Below are 18,334 nucleotides of genomic sequence, written 5' to 3'. Positions count from 1 at the left end.
GCGAATTTCTTGTTAGTAAACAGCGAAACGTTATGACTCACGCCCCTTCCCTTACCCAAAAATAAACTGCCGTTTCAGAATCGGCCATTATCCGTTAATACACAAAAATAGCGATAGCATTCTCAACAGTTTTAGACGAGCCAGGGGAGCGTGAGCGCAGATATTTAGTTAACGCTTTGAGTCAGTTCGCCTAATTTCGCTTTAGGCGTTTTTTGGCACTGTTTAACAATTTTTGGCACCGATACCGTTTCGACTTCCTGCCAATGGACATAATCACCGCCTTTAAAGTCGGTATTTCTGTTCACGACCCAAAAAGCGACAGGCGTCATATATTTTGGATTCATGTCGATAAATTCCTGACACGTCATATTTTTCGGCGTCGTCTCCTGGACGGCGAATGCGCTATTCATTGAGCCCGATAAAGCGGCAACTGAAATAATTGCCGTAATAAAGTGTTTACTCTTCATAATTTCATCCAATGTTTATTGTGAATTTGAAACAGCTTGTTTTAGTTGCGGGGCAGTGGTCAAATTCTTGCGTAAAATGAGAAAACTCGCTGCACTGAAAATCATCTCAATACCAACAAATGCGGTGGTAAATAGATAAGATTGTTCAGGAGTCATCCCTAACCAGATAACGGCAATCAGCAGATCAAAAATACCGATAAATATGTTCGGGATAGCGCCCACATGGCCACGCATCGCGAACCCTGAAAGGATGCGTGATACCCCACCAATAATGAATAAGCAGCAAAATACTAACGATAACGAACTCATTCCAACCAGCGGATGTGAGACAAAACTGTAGCCCAACAACAACCAGGCTAAGGCAAATACAACACTGACAAATTTAGATCTCCAGTGCTGGGAGCGGAAAACCACCAGACTATAAAGCGTATAAAAACCGCAGACCATAAACAGCATGCCAATGATATAACAGAGATACATCCCAGCCATAAAAGGAAAGATAAGACAGCAGGCACCACATATATACAGAAGAACCGCCATAATCATGGCATGCCTTTTATATTGTAGACGTGAGCCTTCACTAAGACTCTTTACTCTAAATGGGTTAAATATGAACATTTGGCATCCACCTTATAATTGATACCTGAAATAGTAAATCTATTGATCTGACGGGGTAAATAAGAGTGAAGCCCCATTGCTATACGCTCAATCTGACAACTGTCAGACGACTCCTGCAATATTCATTCCGCACTCTGATTTTCATCCGTATATTAATTTTCTATTCTGGCTCCGTTGGTGATTAACACCCATTTTATTCAGGAGAAAAGAATGAAAAAATTAATTCTGGCAAGCGTTCTGGCTACCATGATGAGTTCTGCACCGGTATTGGCTGCAACTACGACTACTCCCGCGCAAACGGCTGCTGCAACCGCACAAATCCAAAAAGAAGCTGCCGATGTCATGCAAGTTGCCGTACAGGGCGAAAATGCCATGCGTGATATCCAGTTTGCACGCCTGGCACTGTTTCACGGTGAACCCGCTAGCGCTAAAAAGCTGACTGATGATGCGGCAACGCTGCTCAAAGATGACAGCGTGGACTGGAAGAAATTTGTCAAAACTGATGCCAAAGCGAAGATGATTGATGATCAGTACGTCATCATTAACGCCAATGTCACCTTGTCAGAGGACTATATTGCGACCCCGGCCAAAGAGAGCGCCATCAAATCTGCCAATGAAAAACTGGCGAAAGGCGATAAAAAAGGGGCAATGGAGACCTTACGTCTGGCAGGGATTGGCGTGATGGAAAATCAATATTTGATGCCTTTGAATCAGACCCGTAAAGCGGTGGCCCAGGCTCAAAAATTGCTGGCAGACGGTAAATACTACGAGGCTAATTTGGTTCTGAAAGGTGCTGAGGACGGTATCGTAGTGGATAGCGAAATGTTCGCCGCGACTAACTAAGTTAGTTTTGAATTAAGGTGCCGGGCGTCGGATGACGCTGGCGCTTATCCGACCTACGATTTCGATTTGGATTTGGATTTCGGTTTCAATTCCGATTGCCGGTTGCCGGTTGCCGATTCCGGTTTCCGGTTACCGGTTGCCGATTCCGGTTTCCGGATGACGATTCCGATTTCCGGTTGCCGGTTGCCGGTTGCCGATTTCCGGTTGCCGATTGGCGATTTCCGGTTGCCGGTTGCCGATTCCGATTGCCGGTTTCCGGTTGCCGATTCCGATTCCGATTGCCGGTTTCCGATTGCCGATTTCCGGTTGCCGATTTCCGATTTCCGGTTGCCGATTCCGGTTTCCGATTGCCGGTTCGATTGGCGATTTCCGGTTGCCGATTCCGATTGCCGGTTTCCGATTGCCGGTTTCCGATTCCGATTCCGGTTTCGGTTTCGGTTTCGGTTTCGGTTTCGGTTTCGTAGGGTGGATAAGCGCCAGCGTCATCCACCATTTTCGATAAGCGCCAGCGTCATCCACCATTTTCAATGACTCATCAAACTATCAATCTCAACGTCTATCTCCCGCAACACCGCGGCAATTTTCTCGAGCGTCTCCTTGCGATCCGCAAGCGGAATCGAATCATGCCGGCGTGCTTCGAAAGGCTCACACAATGCCTGAAGCGCGGTGATTTCCAGAATCTGCGCCGAACCATGCAAACGGTGCAACGCGTGCAAAAACATCTGAGGTTCATCCTGCTCTATTGCACGCACGGCGACCTGTAAATCGTTAGCCGAAGCCTCGCGGAACGTTTCCAGAATCTCGTTTATCAACTTCCTGTCCCCGCCGGTATTCTCAGTCAAAATACTCAGCTTCAAATGTCCCGTAACGGAAGAGGACGCACGCCCAACATCGAGCTTACTTAGCTCGTGGGTCAGCGTCTGAATCGAAATCGGTTTAAACAGGCACTGATTCATCCCACTATTCAGGCACTGCTCCCGCGACTTCGACAGCGCACTGGCGGTCAGCCCCCAGATTTGCAGCTGCACATTTTTGCTGCGCAAAGACGCCGTTAACGCCATGCCATCTTTTTTCGGCATGTTCAGATCGGTGATTAACAAATCGTACTGTTTGTTAGCGATTCTGGATTCAGCTTCCTCGCCGTCGCAGGCTTCATCCACGTTGTAACCAATCGCATTCAACTGGCGCTTTAGCAGCAGGCGATTAGTCGGATTATCGTCAGCAATCAGAATCGACAAACGCGGCAATGGCGACAACGCGGCAGGCGTCTTCTTCGTCGGTACAACAGTCTGCTGCGCCGTTTCAACCGCAAGCGTAATCGTGAACGTAGAACCCCGTGATAACTGGCTGCTGAGTTCCAGCGTGCCGCCCATCAACGTCACCAACTCTTTGGTGATCACCAGACCCAATCCAGATCCTGTTTGTTTGCGCCCCTGGCCCGCCTGAACATAACGGTGGAATAACGTCTTTTGCTCTTCAGCACTGATCCCGCAGCCGGTATCACTCACCTTCACCACCAGCGTTCCGTGTTTATCCTCAACCTCCGTCAGCTGGCAAGAAACCTCAATATGCCCTCGTTCGGTGAACTTCAGTGCATTGCCAACCAGATTGTTGAGGATTTGCCGCCAGGCTTGCGGGTCAATCAGTACACGGTCATCCGCCGCAAGATCGCTGATATAACGCAATTCCACACCCTTCTGTCGGGCCAGCGCCTTAAACGAGTGACACTGGATGTCGATAAGCTGCGATAAATCCGTCCATTGCGGGGAAATCTGGTATTTTCCGGACTCAATTTTATCCACATCGAGGATCTTCCCGATCAAGCCAAGCAGCGATTGCGCCGTAGCACCAGCAAGTGCGACAGCCTCTTTGCGCTGACTGGCGTTGAGATCCGAACTCGACAGCAACTCCAGAAAGCCCACAATCGAGCTCACCGGCGTACGCAGCTCATGGCTCATACTCGCCAGAAAGCGGCTTTTCGCTTTAGTCGCCTGAATCGCTTTATCTTTTTCAGCTTCCAGTTCATGTGAAAGTGCTTCTTTTAGCCGCAGCTCTTCTTCGAGTTGCCGTTGCGACTCCCTTCTTTTGCGCACTTCACGCGAAAGCGACAATCCCCAGCCGAGGCTAATAGCAATCAGCACTAACGCAAACAGCACCAGCTGATAGAACTGCTTGCTGTAAAGTCTCCAGGTATCTTTCTGTACGCTGGAAATTTTCGACCACTTCTCAGTCATTTGCAGAATGTCGCGCGGAGGAATAGCTTGCAGCGCCTTACTCATAATGGCGTTCAGTTCGGGTTCATCGCGTGCCATCGCAAACCTCAGCGAGGCGCTCGGCATGCCGGGGAGCCGCATGTAGTACATTTTTTGCAGATAATAATGGTCAATCATGTAGCGGGCGGATAACTCGGTGGTTATCGCCGCATCCACATCTCCCTTCTCAACCATTTTCATTGCCTCAACGACGTTTTCCGTTTCAATCAACGTCGCCTGCGGATAACGTTGATGCAAGTCGTCGGTCAAAATCGTCCCTGCGGCCACGGCAATACGCAGGGGTTTGGTGAGCAACCGGTCGGCATTTTCCTGATGAGGCGTGACAATCACATACGAGACACTCATCAGCGGATCGCTAAACGAGATAAATTTCTGCGGCACATTATTCAGCGTAGCGGCGGGGATCATATCCCATTGATCGCGCGCCATTTGGTTTTCGGAATTAACCATCACCGGCTGAAATTCAAGGCCGGTTTGGAGCTGAATAATATTGAGTAAATCAGCCATGATGCCACGCAGCTCGCCACCCTGGTCGAGAAGCGTAAACGGTGGATAGTTTGGGTTAATCAACACCTTAATTTGATGATGTTTTTTAAGCCAGTCCTGCTCTTGCTTACTGAACGGAATTGGCGAGTTGAGATAGGAAAGATTGCCGCGATTCAACCAGTTCTGCATCATCCGCATATGGGTTTCATTACTTATAGAAGTCATGAACGTTTCAAGGATATTTCGCAATAATGGCTGATTCTTGCTGGTGATAAAATAATTGTATTGTTGTTGCTGGTTAAAGTAGTGGGTAATCACCAGCGACTGTGAGAAGTACTTAGAAATGTAATTTCCGGTGGTGACGTTATTACCAATAAAATATTGATTCTGACCGTCCCGCACCGATGATAATGCCTGGTAATCATTATCGTATAAGGTCATTCTGGCGTGAGGAAAGGCTTCCCTGACAACAAGCGAAAACGGGCAATCTCGCACGCAAGCAAGCGTCACCACTTTGTCCGTGTTCAGCGGCAACAGAGTATTTTTCAGCGAGGTGACCAGCGTCGGCCAGGTTTTGATTAACGCCGAAGTCGTCAGCAGAGAACTGCCCACCTCTTTAGTGTCAGTCAGTTGTGTGAGCAGCGTATCGACTTCATGCCTCGACAATGCCGCAAGGGCCTCTTGCTCACTATCAAACTGTTTTATCGCGATTTTAATCTGCAGATTTTTTTGCATCAGGGCCAGATAATCGGCATTCACCCCCTGATAAATGCCCCCGGTACTTTCATAATCGATAGGGGAAACTTCCGGCAACCAGGTCCCGACAGTCAGCGTTTTTTTACGCTCGAGCCACAGCCTGTGTTCCGCGTTTAAATGAATATCCAGCACCGCGGGCTGGTAGTTACTTTTAAGCTCAATGACCTGAGTTGCACCCGCAGTAGAAAAACTACTTAAACCCAACATCACAATCAAATAAATAAACACACGAGCCAACATCTTATTACCCTATTTTATTTCTTTGCGCATAATCATAAAGTTCCATTAATGAGGAACAATCTAACTTTTCCATTAAGCGGGTTTTATAAGTGCTAACCGTTTTATTACTGATATTCATTTTGCTGGCGATGGTGGTGTAATCAATGCCGTTAAGAATATAGCGTAACACCTTCATTTCCTGGGTCGATAACGTATCCAGTTTGTCCTGCTCAGTCCTACCGGTGCCGATAAATCGCTCAAGTGAAAAAGGAAAATAGCTATAACCATTCTTTGCCGCGTCGATGGCCGCGAGAATATTATTCATGCCCTCCTTTTTACTGACAAATCCATTGGCTCCAGATTCTGCGCTGCGCTTGCCATAGAACAATTCGTTTTTGGCGGAGATGATAATGATAACGCCCGTGAAATGGCGTTTACGTAATTGTTCCAGCACTTCAATGCCGCTGATGCAGGGAATATCTACGTCGATGATCAGCAGTTCGGGTTTGAGCTTTTCCACCGTTTGCACCACATGCTCGCCGCTGTCGAGTTCGCTGGTGACGGTGATGCCATTGGTATCCAGTAAATTGCGAATGGCGATCCGCGCCAATGGATGATCGTCAACGATTATCGCGTTCATTGCGTTAATAAATCCTGATGTTTGAAAAACGAAAATAGCGAGGCGGGTAATATTATTACTTTTAGGGATAATTCTGCAGTGGCGGATATTTATAATTAACAGGGTAATGTGTTGTTAAATATTTACAGCCAGTAAAGAATAAGCAATCAACTCCATTTAAGTTACTTATTCTTGCTATTTAATATTGATATAAATAACACTTAATATGATGCTGATCATATTTTACTGACTTTAACGCGACTTAATTAAATACTTCATCGACCATCGCGCTGCCGAGGCGCATGGCGGAACAAATGCGTGGCATGCCGAGCGAAACGCCCTGGTGGGTCTGGGTGGTGGCAAAACTTACCGGCTGTTGCTCGCTGTCGCAGTCATCGCCCAGCCAGGCGAGCGCTTCTTTGCTTTCCATCATTGCTGCTGTTGACGGGAACATCAGCCATTCATAATAGTAATGACGGGTGCGAGTTGAGGCATTCACATCTTGCGCTAACTGCCTGATAGCTAACGCCCGCGCCTGTTCCACCAGTTCCGTTGCCTGCAACGTGCTGCCAAAACGCAACGCATCGCCAAACGCGCCCCAGTACAACTCCTGCAACGCGACATAACAGCGTCCTGCCGGGGAAAACGAGGCATAGTGCCCCGCCTGCCAACGGGCAAAAACTTGCTCGCAATGTACGATGCCCAGATGGGTGAGATCGGTGCCGTTAAATTGCGCTTCCAGCTTAGCGACGCGTTGCGCCAGTTGTTGCTGTACTTGAGTAAACAGCTGTCGTGTTTCACGCGCCTCGTTATTCACCCGCGCTGAAGCGGCGGACATGGCACACACGCTGTCATAGACGATCGCCATCGCCCGATGTTTTTTCGCCACACGCTGGCAAAGCTGCCCGAGTATCGCTAGCGTGAACTCCGGCGTCTCCAGTAACACTTCGTCCATCGCCCATTTTTGTAACTGACTTCTGCCGATGAACTCGCCGCTCAGACGTTGGTAATAGGCTTTGCTTTGCTGGCTATGCCACAGCTCACGTGTGACACCGCTAGTTTTTGCAAAATCGACGACAAACTTCTCTGCAACACACTCCAGAGCGCGAGTTTGAATACCTTGTAATAGACTGCTCATTGCTGTTCTACCGTAAATAACGTCTGAATATCATCCCGTAGCAGGCGGGTGTCTTCATGGATGTAACGCGTGGTGCGTACGCACTGCTGGAGCTGATGACGCAAGCTCATCACCGCGTCTTCATTTTGCTGACGCGCCAACAAACTTTGTTGCAGATTCAGGCGTATCGCATCCAGCGCCTGGGAAAAATCGACGAAGAAGGCGGACATGCCCTCGCTCACCGCATTTTCAATTTGCGCGGCCATGGTCTGATTGAGCTGCAACAGGAAGTTAGCCACGTGCTCGCACAGCTTGTGCTGAACATCGGGCAGCGAAATGACGTAGCGACTTTGCATTACCGTGTATCCTTCCCAGCCCCACTCGTCGCTATTGAGCCAGCGCGCAACCGTGCCCCGCATCCCCGCCGGACGGCGTAACCGCGCGACCGGAATATCTTGTTCCTCAATCAGTTCATTGAAGGCTTTATTGGCATTGAAATTTAACAACCCGACATGGAACACCGGCAGGGTGATATTGGTGCGAAATCCGGCCTGCGCCAGCCCTTGTGCGACGCGGGATTCAATCGGTTTTAAGGTATTACGCAGCGTATCCGCCAGTTCGATTTCCAGATAACTGAACAGATGCATCAGCTCCTCGGTCATTTTTTCCTGCGCGGCGGTGAGGATGATTTCGCAGGAAGCCCGGATCCTGTGCAGTGCAATCTGCGCCGACTGTTCGTCGTCAAAACTCAGCGTGTCATAGCGGGCGTCAAAATCGACACCACGACGGGTGCCAAACGCCATCGCCTGGCGGGTGAGTTTTTCTGGCACCGTGCCATTCTGGAAATAGTCCGCTACGTTGGCATTAATCTGTTGCTGATAACGACGGATAAAGTCCTCCATCGCATCCACAGCCTGATCGACGTTGCTGCGTGCAACTTCACCAGCCGACTGCTGGCTGGCAGCCGCCTGGTTAATGTCCTCTTCAATGGCCGTAATATTCTGCTGCAATTGCTCGCTGGCGATGCGTAAACCCTGGCTGCGGAAATTCAGGTACTCTTCCGCGCTTTGCGTGTAGTTAAGTAATTTCTGGCAGGCGGAACGCAACGCGTACATCGAGGCGTTGGCGTGGGCGGCATGAAGCACCTTTTTGATAGGCTCGGCAAACTGCGAGTCCTGCCAAAGCAGCTCTGCCGCCTGGTGTACCACTGCGCTATCTGCCAAATCATCACGCTGCCAACGGCGCCCGAGTGCGGCATCAGCAAAATCCTGCACCCAGCGATGTTCATCCGGGTCCGGCAACTTCGTGTGTAACGCCATTTCATGACGCGCACGGTTAGCCAGATATCCCCACATGGAAGAGACCGGGAAAACATGACTCGGCTCAATCATCCCTTTCATCAGCGTCCCGGAAATCAATGCTTTAACCTGTTCTTCGTCGTCGCCATTCCTGTCTTTTTGATCGAACTTGTTGACCAGCGCGTACAGCGGTACGCAAGAACCGGTGCCTAATATCGCTTTTCGCACGTCTTCGTCAGAAACTGACTTCAACTGGGTATAATCCAGTACTGCCAGCACCGCAGACGCCTGCGCCAGTTGTTCTCGCAGCATTTTTTGCAGATGCGGTTGCCCGGCTTCATTCGGCCCCGGCGTATCTAATAATGTCAGTTGCCCGTGACCTTCATTAATTCCGGCCAAATGAACAAATTCCACTTCAATTACCGGAACATGTTCAATTGCTGCATAAGCTTTAAATGGAAAAGCCACATCCAGTGCTTTTGATAAACGCACTAAATCATTAAGGCTTTTCAAACAATGAAAAATAGGTTGAGCACCCAGATAATGCTTAGCGAAAGATTCCCCTTCAGTTATTCGGGTTAATAATGCTGCCATATCCCGATCAATTTCCAGATGCCTGCCAAGCGTTGCTCTGTCGGTTTGTTGCAAACGAAGTTGCAACGTCTGCATTAATTTGTCGATGGGTTGCACGTAAGGAAAATGCAGCACCGGTTCACGCTGGCCTGGCGTGTGGCGAATTAATGTCGGTAATGCCGTCATCGGGCGATTGCGATTAGGCAGGACTTCTGTGCCAATAATGGCGTTGATGGTCGTGGATTTGCCGGCTTTAACCGTGCCGACAATGGCCAGAACCATTTCATTCTGCGTGATTTTGCGTAACTCATTTTGCAGCATGGCCTGCTGCTCCTGAATGGTACGCGGGCAAAACTTAGACGAGGCAACCGACCCCACCTGCGCTTTACCCTGGTCATTTTCATCAGGCTGGGTAGTAAAAGAGGTCGCTTTTAAGGAATTAAGATTTTGTAAGGCGAGTTGTAATAGCCGCTCAGCCTCCTGACTTAACTCAAATATTGCTTGTGTATGCATAAAAAATCCTTACTTAAATCAAATTATCCGGATTTTTATAAAAATACTTATATTTGCAGGTCAATTAAGTACCGGTAATTATAATTACGCGCGGAAATCAATTATTCGATGTTTTTATAATTAAACTTACTTTTCAAAAATGAAGTTATCAGGTGGCATATAAAAAGAAAGAAACAATAGCGCATTTCAATAAGCTAATTCTGTATTTTCATCCCGAATTTAGCAATTGATTAAAGATACTAAATATTAATCTTTGCGTTTCGCTTACCCCGATGGCAGTAGGTGTAGCGGCAATAATCCCTGCAGAAGTAGGGTTTTAATGTATAATTGTGCCACTTTTGGCGGAAAGCCGCTATTTTTGAGGATACTAGTAATGACTCTCCCTCATTGCCCAAAATGCAATTCCGAGTACACCTACGAAGACAACGGTATGTTTATCTGCCCGGAATGTGCACATGAATGGAATGATGCCGAACCCGCTTCAGACAGCGACCAACTGATTGTTAAAGATGCCAACGGCAATCTGCTGGCTGACGGCGATAACGTCACCGTGGTTAAAGATTTGAAAGTGAAAGGCAGTTCTTCAATGCTGAAAATTGGTACCAAAGTGAAGGGTATCCGTCTGGTTGAAGGCGACCACAACATCGATTGTAAAATTGATGGTTTTGGCCCGATGAAATTGAAATCAGAGTTTGTGAAGAAGAACTAGTTAAGTGTCGGATGACGCTGCGCTTATCCGACCTACGAAGGATCGTTGTAGGGTCGTTGTAGGGTGGATAAGCGCAGCGTCATCCACCGTTTTCATCCGCACTACAAGAAGTTTCCCCTCCCCCCGCCTGGCTTGCCTTACTCCCCACAACTAAACTACTTGTGCACTCCGCATTATGAGGAACAAGTCATGTCTGTAAGTCCCTACATCTTTTTTGACGGCACCTGTGAAGAAGCTATCGCGTTTTATAATCAAGCTATCGGTGCTGAACTGCTGTTTAAAATGACTTTTGGCGAGATGCCGAAGGAGGAAGCAAGCGACACGGCGGAAGGCTGCGGTAGTGGATTCAACTGGCCTGACGACAAAATCATGCACGCCAATGTCCGGATTGGTGACGGTGAAGTGATGATGAGCGACGGCAATATGTCCGCTGATAAAGTGAAACACACAGGCTATTCACTGAGCCTTGCCACCAAAGATCTCGACGAAGGTAAGCGTTGGTTTGAAAACCTGGCCGCGGGTGGCGATGTCACGATGCCCTGGGGAGAAACATTCTGGGCCAAAGGATTTGGCATGCTGACCGATAAGTACGGAATCCCATGGATGGTGAATGTCGAAAAACCAATGTAACCGGTTCGACCTGATACCAAACGTAGGTCGGATAAGCGCAGCGTCATCCGACATATCTGATGAAAATGGTGGATGACGCTAGCGCTTATCCACCCTACGCAACCCGTTCTCTATCTTTTTACCGCGCAATGGCCCAGTTAATGGGAATCGCCCCCAGCCCGCGTAAATAGTCCTGTAACGGTTGCGGCATATAAGGCCCAGGCTGCCACTCGCCGTTGATGGCTGACTGCTGTAGCAGCACTGAACCGCCACTCAGCCGCTCAATAACCGACTGATGCACCATCATCGATGACGTCACCGGCGGAGGAAGCTGGCGCGGGTTGATGCGCAAATAACGGGTCGGTGGATACCAGTCGCAATGCAACGGCCCCAGTGGATCAGCCACAATATTGCTGGGTGCAAGATTAATCCCCAGGTCGTCAAGCGCATCGTGCATCCACAAATACGCGCCATTCGACAAGCTGCGATCCTCACAGGTGGTGCTATAGCCCCCGCCCACATCCTGATGAATACCCGGAAACATCACCTGTAAAATACGATCGCGGTTGTCCCACAACACCGGGGATAAATCGACGCGCTGCTCATCAATCGCCAGCGCCTGTAGCCCGTATTTCACCCGTGGATGCAGCTCGGTATTGTTAAAGCGGAAGACGTTGTAACGCTTATCAGTGAAATATTTAGGAATGCCCATCTGCCCGACCGTTTCCCACACCGCAACCGCTTCAATTGAAGCAGGCCGCGCAATGCAGGTGGGATCCACGCTGTCGCAAAAAAAACCCGGTAACTCGCGCACCACACTGCCCAGCAGACTCGGGCTCATTTCCGCTGAATGAGCAAGATACTGCGCCCACACGGACGAGGCAAAACGCCACGCTTCTTCTTTATTGCGCAGGTTTAGATTGAGTTTTTCACGACTTAATAAGCCACGATCGATGATCATTTCCGCCAGAACCCGCGCGGTATAAGCGCCGTGGCTAAATCCCACCAGATAGATCCGATCGCCCGCCTGCCAGTGACGGCTGATAAAGGTGTAGCCACGAATGATCGGCACGATCAAATCTGCGCCAAATGCGCCACCCAGACGTTTGATCAGACCGTTATGGGGATCGCCCATGCCATAAATATATTTCGCGACTTGCACCACATTGCCGCTGTTATCCGTAAGCGTTTTTTCTTGCTCATTGGCTAACAACAAACTCTGTTGGTCGACAATTCCTTTCAAATCAATAAATAACTGATAAACATTACTGGCGACGGTTTCATCATCCAGCTTTGCTTCCACACCGGGAGCGGTCCATGTGCCATCGGCACAAAAAATAATATTTTTGCCCATTATTTGCCTTCCCAACGGCCGACAGGTACCAGTAAGCAAATACAAAAACGAAGCGCCTAACAATACGACAAATAGCTGATTAGCTTGATGACTTCCAGGCTGAGACTCACTCTTCATCATATGGAAACTTATTCTTAACAAAACCGTCACATTTCATCGGCACCATGAGGCAACTTTTTTAAGGAGCCGAATGATGCAAACAATTATTCGCGTCAACAAACTCAGCAAAACCTTCAACCAGCATCAAGCGTTGAATGAAGTCTGTCTGATGGTTAATGAAGGTGAGATGGTTGCTCTGCTGGGGCCATCTGGCTCAGGCAAATCTACCCTCTTACGCCATCTGAGCGGTCTGATTACTTCCGATAAATCACCCGATTGCCACGTGGAATTGCTCGGCCGCACCGTACAAAAAGCGGGCCGTCTGGCGAGCGATATCCGTAAAAGCCGCGCCCACACCGGCTACATCTTCCAGCAGTTCAACCTCGTGAACCGCCTGACGGTACTGGAAAACGTACTGATTGGCGCACTGGGTTCCACGCCGTTCTGGCGCACCTGTTTTAACTGGTTTACTCGCGAAGAAAAGCAACGTGCATTGCAGGCGCTGACCCGCGTCGGTATGGCGCAGTTTGCTTATCAACGCGTGTCCACCCTGTCCGGTGGGCAACAACAGCGTGTGGCGATTGCCCGCGCGCTGATGCAACGAGCAAAAGTGATTCTGGCCGATGAGCCGATTGCCTCTCTGGATCCAGAATCCGCGCGCATCGTGATGGAAACGCTGCACGACATTAACCGTCTGGACGGTATCACCGTGGTGGTGACGCTGCATCAGGTGGATTACGCCCTGCGCTACTGCGAACGTATCGTCGCGCTGCGCCAGGGTCATGTGTTTTACGACGGAAACAGCTCGGCGTTCGACAACGAACGGCTGGGGAATCTCTACCGCAGCATTAACCGCGTTGATGCGGCGGCTGCATAAAAAACTTCAACCAATCAATCGCCTCAAGGAATTGTCCGCCATGAGCTACAAAGCCGTGAAAGCCTTAGCCTTTACCAGCCTGTTAAGCGTCAGTGCCCTGTTCAGCCCGGCTCACGCGGAAGAACAAGAGAAATCCCTGAACTTCGGCATCATCTCCACCGAATCACAACAAAACCTGAAACCACAATGGGAACCGTTCCTCAAGGATATGGAGAAGAAGCTGGGCGTGAAAGTTAATGCTTTCTTCGCACCGGACTACGCGGGGATCATTCAGGGGATGCGCTTTAACAAAGTGGATATCGCCTGGTACGGCAACCTCTCGGCAATGGAAGCCGTCGACCGCGCTAACGCTCAGGTCTTTGCTCAAACCGTCGCAGCCGATGGTTCTCCGGGTTACTGGAGCGTGCTGATCGTTAACAAAGACAGCCCAATCAACAACCTGCAAGAGCTGCTGGCAAAACGTAAAGAGCTGACTTTCGGTAACGGTGATCCGAACTCAACCTCCGGTTACCTCGTCCCGGGATACTACGTTTTTGCGAAGAACAACGCCTCGGTGAGCGAGTTCAAACGCTCTGTGAATGCCAGCCATGAAACCAACGCCCTGGCGGTTGCCAATAAGCAAGTTGATGTGGCGACCAACAATACCGAAAACCTCGAAAAGCTGAAAACTTCCGCGCCAGACAAGCTGAAAGAGCTGAAAGTCATCTGGAAATCTCCACTGATCCCAGGCGACCCGATTGCATGGCGTAAGAACCTGTCTGAAACCACCAAAGACAAAATCTACGATTTCTTCATGACTTACGGAAAAAATCCGGAAGAAAAAGAAGTGCTTACTCGTCTGGGCTGGGCTCCATTCCGTCCATCAAGCGACCTGCAACTGGTGCCGATTCGCCAGCTCGCCCTGTTTAAACAGATGCAAGGCGTGAAAGACAACAAAGGCCTGGATGAGAAAGACAAAACCTTGAAAGTCAGCGAGTTGCAAAACCAACTTAGCGACCTGGATCGTCTGACGGCAGCACTTTCTGCAATGAGCAGCGTGAACAAAGCGGTTCAGTAAACCCACCCTCACCCTAACCCTCTCCCTGAGGGAGAGGGGATTGTACGGTTTTCTCCCTCCCCTGAGGGAGAGGGGATTGTACGGTTTTCTCCCTCTCCTGTGGGAGAGGGTCGGGGTGAGGGCAAACACCAACATGGAGCACCTAATGCAACAAACCATTCAGGTCGCCGCACCAAAACGCAGCTGGTTTTCGTTACTCAGCTGGGCGGTTTTACTCTCGGTGCTGGTGGCCTCCTGGCATGGCGCGGAAATGGCCCCGCTCACCTTGATTAAAGATTCCGGCAACATGGCCACCTTCGCGGCCGACTTCTTCCCTCCTGATTTCAGCCAATGGCGTGACTACCTGGGTGAAATGTCCATCACCCTGCAAATCGCCGTTTGGGGCACCGCACTGGCTATCGTGCTTTCCATTCCTTGCGGCCTGATGTGTGCCGACAACCTGGTGCCATGGTGGGTTTACCAACCGATGCGCCGTCTGATGGACGCCTGCCGCGCCATCAACGAAATGGTGTTTGCGATGCTGTTCGTGGTCGCCGTTGGCCTTGGTCCGTTTGCCGGTGTTCTGGCGCTGTTCATCCACACCACGGGCGTGCTCTCCAAACTGCTTTCTGAAGCGGTGGAAGCTATCGAACCCGGCCCGGTGGAAGGTATCCGCGCCACCGGTGCTAACAAATTTGAAGAGATCCTCTACGGCGTCCTCCCACAAGTGATGCCGCTGCTGATTTCCTACTCGCTGTACCGCTTTGAGTCGAACGTCCGTTCGGCAACGGTGGTGGGCATGGTGGGCGCCGGCGGTATTGGTGTGACGTTGTGGGAAGCGATTCGCGGATTCCAGTTCCAGCAAACCTGTGCGCTGATGGTCATCATCATCGTCACCGTAAGCCTGCTGGATTTCATGTCCCAACGACTGCGTAAGCACTTTATCTAGGTGAAGCCGATGAGCACTCGTTCCGTAGGGCGGATAAGCGCAGCGTCATCCGCCGTAAATGCCACCCAGAGGATTGACTGAAAATGCACTTATCCAGACATCCGACCAGTTACCCCACGCGTTATCAGGAAATCGCCGCCCTGCTCGAGGTGGAGCTGCGTAAAAACTATCGCTGTGGCGACTATCTGCCAGCCGAAAGCCAGCTGGCGGCACGTTACGAAGTGAATCGTCACACGCTGCGCCGCGCCATCGACCAACTGGTAGAAAAAGGCTGGGTACAGCGTCGCCAGGGGATTGGTGTGTTGGTACTGATGCGCCCGTTCGACTACCCGCTGAATGCGCAAGCGCGCTTTAGCCAGAACTTGCTGGACCAGGGCAGCCATCCCACCAGCGAACGCTTACTCGCGGTTTTGCGCCCGGCCTCAAGCCACGTGGCTGACGCGCTGGGCATCACCGAAGGCGAGAACATTATTCACCTGCGCACCTTGCGACGCGTCAACGGGATCGCGGTGTGCCTGATTGACCACTACTTTGCCGACCTTAGCTGGTGGCCCGCGCTGCAACAGTTCAACAGCGGTTCGCTGCACGACGTCATTCATGCCCGGCTCGGCATCAGCCTGACACGTACACAGACACGCATCAGCGCCCGCCGCGCACAGGCCAAAGAAAGTCGCCTGCTGGAGATCCCTAACATGGCTCCGCTGCTTTGCGTACGCACGCTTAACCACCGTGAAGGCGAGGCGAATCCGGCGGAATACTCCGTCAGCCTGACCCGCGCCGACATGATTGAATTCACCATGGAGCACTAAATGGACGCATCGCATTTTGACACCGCACAGCGCCAACAGTGGATGGCCGTGCTCGCTCACAGTCTGCCGCAAGAGCTGGCAGCACTTTGGGCAGAACAAAAACTGAATCCTGAATATCAAGTCATTCGCAAGTCCGAAACCGGACTTGTACAAATTCAGGCGCGAATGGGCGCTACCGGCCAACGCTTTTTTGCCGGTGACACCACGCTGACCCGCGCCGTGGTTCAGCTCGCCGATGGCACTTACGGCTACAGCTATCTGTTAGGGCGGGATAAAGCCCACGCCGAGCTGTGCGCCGTCATCGACGCGCTGATGCAGGAAAAAGTTCGATTCCGGACTTTACAAGAAACCTTATTGGCACCGCTGGTCGCAAACCGCGAACAGCGTCTGGCCGCACGTCGCAGCCAAATTAATAGCAGCCGAGTCGACTTCTTCACTCTGGTTCGCGGAGATAACGCATGACCCTGATGACCGCTTTTAACCTGCCCGTGCAAGATGCCCAACAGAGCTTCCGTCGCCTGCTGAAAGCCATGAGCGAGCCGGGTGTGATCGTGGCGCTGCATTCGCTGCAACATGGCTGGAAACCGTTGAATATCGCCTCCACCAGCGTGCTGCTCACCCTTGCCGATAACGACACGCCGGTATGGATCAGCGAAGCGTTAAGCAATGACGTGACGTTGCAAAATGTCCGATTCCATACAAATGCATCAATTTCATTGACACCTGAGCACGCACAGTTTGCCGTCGCCGACAGCAGCATTACCGCGCAGCAACTTAATGCGCTGGCGCAGGGAACGGACGTGGCTCCGGACACCAGCGCAACGCTGATTTTGCAAGTGCCGAGCCTGAGCGGTGGCCGCATGTTGCGCCTGACTGGCGCGGGCATTCGTGAAGAACGCATGATTGCCCCGCAACTGCCTGACTGCGTGATCTTTGAGCTCACCGAGCGCCCGCACCCGTTCCCGCTGGGCATCGATTTAATCCTCACCTGCGGTGAACGCCTGCTGGCCATTCCCCGCACCACGCATGTGGAGGTGTGCTGATGTACGTCGCCGTCAAAGGGGGCGAAAAGGCGATAGCCGCCGCCCATCAATTGCAGGAACACAATCGCCGTGGCGAGCAAACGCTGCCAGAAATGAGCGTCGCGCAAATCGAGCAACAGTTGGGGCTGGCAGTCGACCGCGTGATGACCGAAGGCGGCATTGCCGACCGTGAGCTGGCGGCGCTGGCTATCAAACAGGCCAGCGGCGATATGGTCGAAGCCATCTTTTTATTGCGCGCCTATCGCACCACCTTGCCGCGTCTGGCCGTCAGCGAGCCGCTCAACAGCGCCGACATGCGCCTCGAGCGTCGTATTTCGGCAGTCTATAAAGACGTGCCGGGTGGGCAATTACTTGGCCCGACCTACGATTACACCCACCGCCTGCTGGATTTCACTTTGCTGGCCAACGGCGAAGCGCCGGCGCTTAAAACCGCTGACGACCACGCCGAACCCGCGCCGCACGTTTTCAGCCTGCTGGCAAAACAGGGGCTGGCAAAAGCCGAAGAAGATAACGGCGAGCAGCCTGATGACATCACCCGTCAGCCGCCGGTTTACCCGTGTTCACGCTCCTCGCGCCTGCAACAACTGGTGCGCGGCGACGAAGGCTATTTGCTGGCACTCGCCTACTCCACGCAACGCGGTTACGGGCGCAATCACCCGTTCGCGGCTGAAATCCGCAGCGGCTACATCGATGTGGAAATCACGCCAGAAGAGTTAGGTTTTGCGGTGAACGTCGGCGAACTGCTGATAACTGAATGCGAAATGGTGAATGGATTTGTCGCACCCGCCGATGAAACACCGCACTTCACGCGCGGTTACGGCCTGGTGTTTGGCATGAGCGAGCGCAAAGCGATGGCCATGGCGCTGGTAGACCGCGCGTTGCAAGCCCCGGACTACGATGAAACCGTCGCTGGCCCCGCGCAGGACGAAGAGTTTGTGCTCGCGCACGCCGACAACGTCGAAGCCGCCGGGTTTGTCTCACACCTGAAACTGCCGCACTACGTCGATTTCCAGGCCGAACTGGAACTGCTCAAACGTCTGCAAAAGGAACGTAATCGTGACTAAGGC

The 18,334-nt window shown here is 51.3% G+C and carries 18 protein-coding genes; 10 read left to right on the top strand and 8 right to left on the bottom strand.

Annotation, left to right across the window (positions count from 1 at the left end):
* Positions 1-164: 164 nt before the first annotated feature.
* Positions 165-467: an acid-activated periplasmic chaperone HdeB gene (gene hdeB, locus WBL83_RS22450; protein WP_424591188.1), complete on the bottom strand. Its 303-nt coding sequence runs from the start codon at positions 465-467 to the stop codon at positions 165-167.
* 15 nt (positions 468-482) lie between these two features.
* The gene (locus WBL83_RS22445; protein WP_424591187.1) at positions 483-1,085 is read right to left on the bottom strand and encodes a DUF308 domain-containing protein; all 603 of its coding nucleotides are present in this window, start codon (positions 1,083-1,085) and stop codon (positions 483-485) included.
* Positions 1,086-1,265: 180 nt separating this feature from the next.
* Here WBL83_RS22445 and WBL83_RS22440 point away from each other — a divergent pair, with 180 nt between their 5' ends.
* The gene (locus tag WBL83_RS22440) at positions 1,266-1,928 is read left to right on the top strand and encodes a YfdX family protein (RefSeq protein ID WP_424591281.1); all 663 of its coding nucleotides are present in this window, start codon (positions 1,266-1,268) and stop codon (positions 1,926-1,928) included.
* A 129-nt stretch (positions 1,929-2,057) separates the two neighbouring features.
* Here the strand turns inward: WBL83_RS22440 and WBL83_RS22435 are convergent, their stop codons facing one another.
* The 5 genes from WBL83_RS22435 to WBL83_RS22415 form a co-directional block, all read right to left on the bottom strand.
* Positions 2,058-2,450 carry a hypothetical protein gene (locus tag WBL83_RS22435; protein ID WP_424591186.1) on the bottom strand — a complete coding sequence of 131 codons (393 nt, stop codon included), beginning with the start codon at positions 2,448-2,450 and terminating at the stop codon, positions 2,058-2,060.
* A 2-nt stretch (positions 2,451-2,452) separates the two neighbouring features.
* Positions 2,453-5,683, bottom strand: coding sequence for a response regulator (locus WBL83_RS22430; protein ID WP_424591185.1), 3,231 nt, complete (start codon positions 5,681-5,683; stop codon positions 2,453-2,455).
* 4 nt (positions 5,684-5,687) lie between these two features.
* The gene (gene evgA / locus WBL83_RS22425) at positions 5,688-6,302 is read right to left on the bottom strand and encodes an acid-sensing system DNA-binding response regulator EvgA (RefSeq protein WP_424591184.1); all 615 of its coding nucleotides are present in this window, start codon (positions 6,300-6,302) and stop codon (positions 5,688-5,690) included.
* A 241-nt stretch (positions 6,303-6,543) separates the two neighbouring features.
* A complete protein-coding gene (locus tag WBL83_RS22420) occupies positions 6,544-7,419 on the bottom strand; it encodes a diguanylate cyclase regulator RdcB family protein (protein ID WP_424591183.1) in 876 nt (291 codons plus the stop codon).
* Positions 7,416-9,782, bottom strand: coding sequence for a dynamin family protein (locus WBL83_RS22415; protein ID WP_424591182.1), 2,367 nt, complete (start codon positions 9,780-9,782; stop codon positions 7,416-7,418). Before WBL83_RS22415 ends, WBL83_RS22420 begins: the two co-directional genes overlap by 4 nt.
* Positions 9,783-10,155: 373 nt before the next feature.
* Here WBL83_RS22415 and WBL83_RS22410 point away from each other — a divergent pair, with 373 nt between their 5' ends.
* Entirely contained in the window at positions 10,156-10,491 is a 336-nt protein-coding gene (locus WBL83_RS22410; RefSeq protein WP_424591181.1) for a zinc ribbon domain-containing protein YjdM, read from the top strand.
* A gap of 189 nt (positions 10,492-10,680) precedes the next feature.
* Positions 10,681-11,121, top strand: a complete 441-nt coding sequence (gene yjdN, locus WBL83_RS22405) for a VOC family metalloprotein YjdN (protein WP_424591180.1) — start codon at positions 10,681-10,683, stop codon at positions 11,119-11,121.
* 118 nt (positions 11,122-11,239) lie between these two features.
* Here yjdN and WBL83_RS22400 read toward each other — a convergent pair whose 3' ends face one another.
* Positions 11,240-12,454 (bottom strand): phospholipase effector Tle1 domain-containing protein, encoded by a 1,215-nt coding sequence (locus WBL83_RS22400; protein ID WP_424591179.1) that lies wholly within the window; start codon positions 12,452-12,454, stop codon positions 11,240-11,242.
* Between the two features lie 193 nt (positions 12,455-12,647).
* Here WBL83_RS22400 and phnC point away from each other — a divergent pair, with 193 nt between their 5' ends.
* The 7 genes from phnC (at position 12,648) to WBL83_RS22365 (ending at position 18,331) form a co-directional block, all read left to right on the top strand.
* Complete coding sequence (phnC, locus tag WBL83_RS22395) at positions 12,648-13,430, top strand: phosphonate ABC transporter ATP-binding protein (RefSeq protein ID WP_424591280.1); 783 nt, start codon at positions 12,648-12,650, stop codon at positions 13,428-13,430.
* A 40-nt stretch (positions 13,431-13,470) separates the two neighbouring features.
* Positions 13,471-14,487: a phosphonate ABC transporter substrate-binding protein gene (phnD, locus tag WBL83_RS22390; RefSeq protein WP_424591178.1), complete on the top strand. Its 1,017-nt coding sequence runs from the start codon at positions 13,471-13,473 to the stop codon at positions 14,485-14,487.
* Positions 14,488-14,632: 145 nt separating this feature from the next.
* On the top strand, positions 14,633-15,415 hold the full coding sequence (gene phnE / locus WBL83_RS22385; protein WP_424591177.1) for a phosphonate ABC transporter, permease protein PhnE: 783 nt from the start codon (positions 14,633-14,635) through the stop codon (positions 15,413-15,415).
* Between the two features lie 83 nt (positions 15,416-15,498).
* On the top strand, positions 15,499-16,224 hold the full coding sequence (phnF, locus tag WBL83_RS22380; RefSeq protein ID WP_424591176.1) for a phosphonate metabolism transcriptional regulator PhnF: 726 nt from the start codon (positions 15,499-15,501) through the stop codon (positions 16,222-16,224).
* A complete protein-coding gene (phnG, locus tag WBL83_RS22375; protein ID WP_424591175.1) occupies positions 16,225-16,686 on the top strand; it encodes a phosphonate C-P lyase system protein PhnG in 462 nt (153 codons plus the stop codon).
* The gene (phnH, locus tag WBL83_RS22370) at positions 16,683-17,267 is read left to right on the top strand and encodes a phosphonate C-P lyase system protein PhnH (protein ID WP_424591174.1); all 585 of its coding nucleotides are present in this window, start codon (positions 16,683-16,685) and stop codon (positions 17,265-17,267) included. The genes phnG and phnH overlap by 4 nt, the downstream gene beginning before the upstream one ends.
* Positions 17,267-18,331 carry a carbon-phosphorus lyase complex subunit PhnI gene (locus WBL83_RS22365; protein ID WP_424591173.1) on the top strand — a complete coding sequence of 355 codons (1,065 nt, stop codon included), beginning with the start codon at positions 17,267-17,269 and terminating at the stop codon, positions 18,329-18,331. Before phnH ends, WBL83_RS22365 begins: the two co-directional genes overlap by 1 nt.
* Positions 18,332-18,334: the final 3 nt, after the last annotated feature.

This window comes from Buttiauxella sp., from assembly GCF_049686335.1.
Classification (GTDB): Bacteria; Pseudomonadota; Gammaproteobacteria; order Enterobacterales; family Enterobacteriaceae; genus Buttiauxella.
This window is presented reverse-complemented; position numbering and strand designations above follow the sequence as displayed.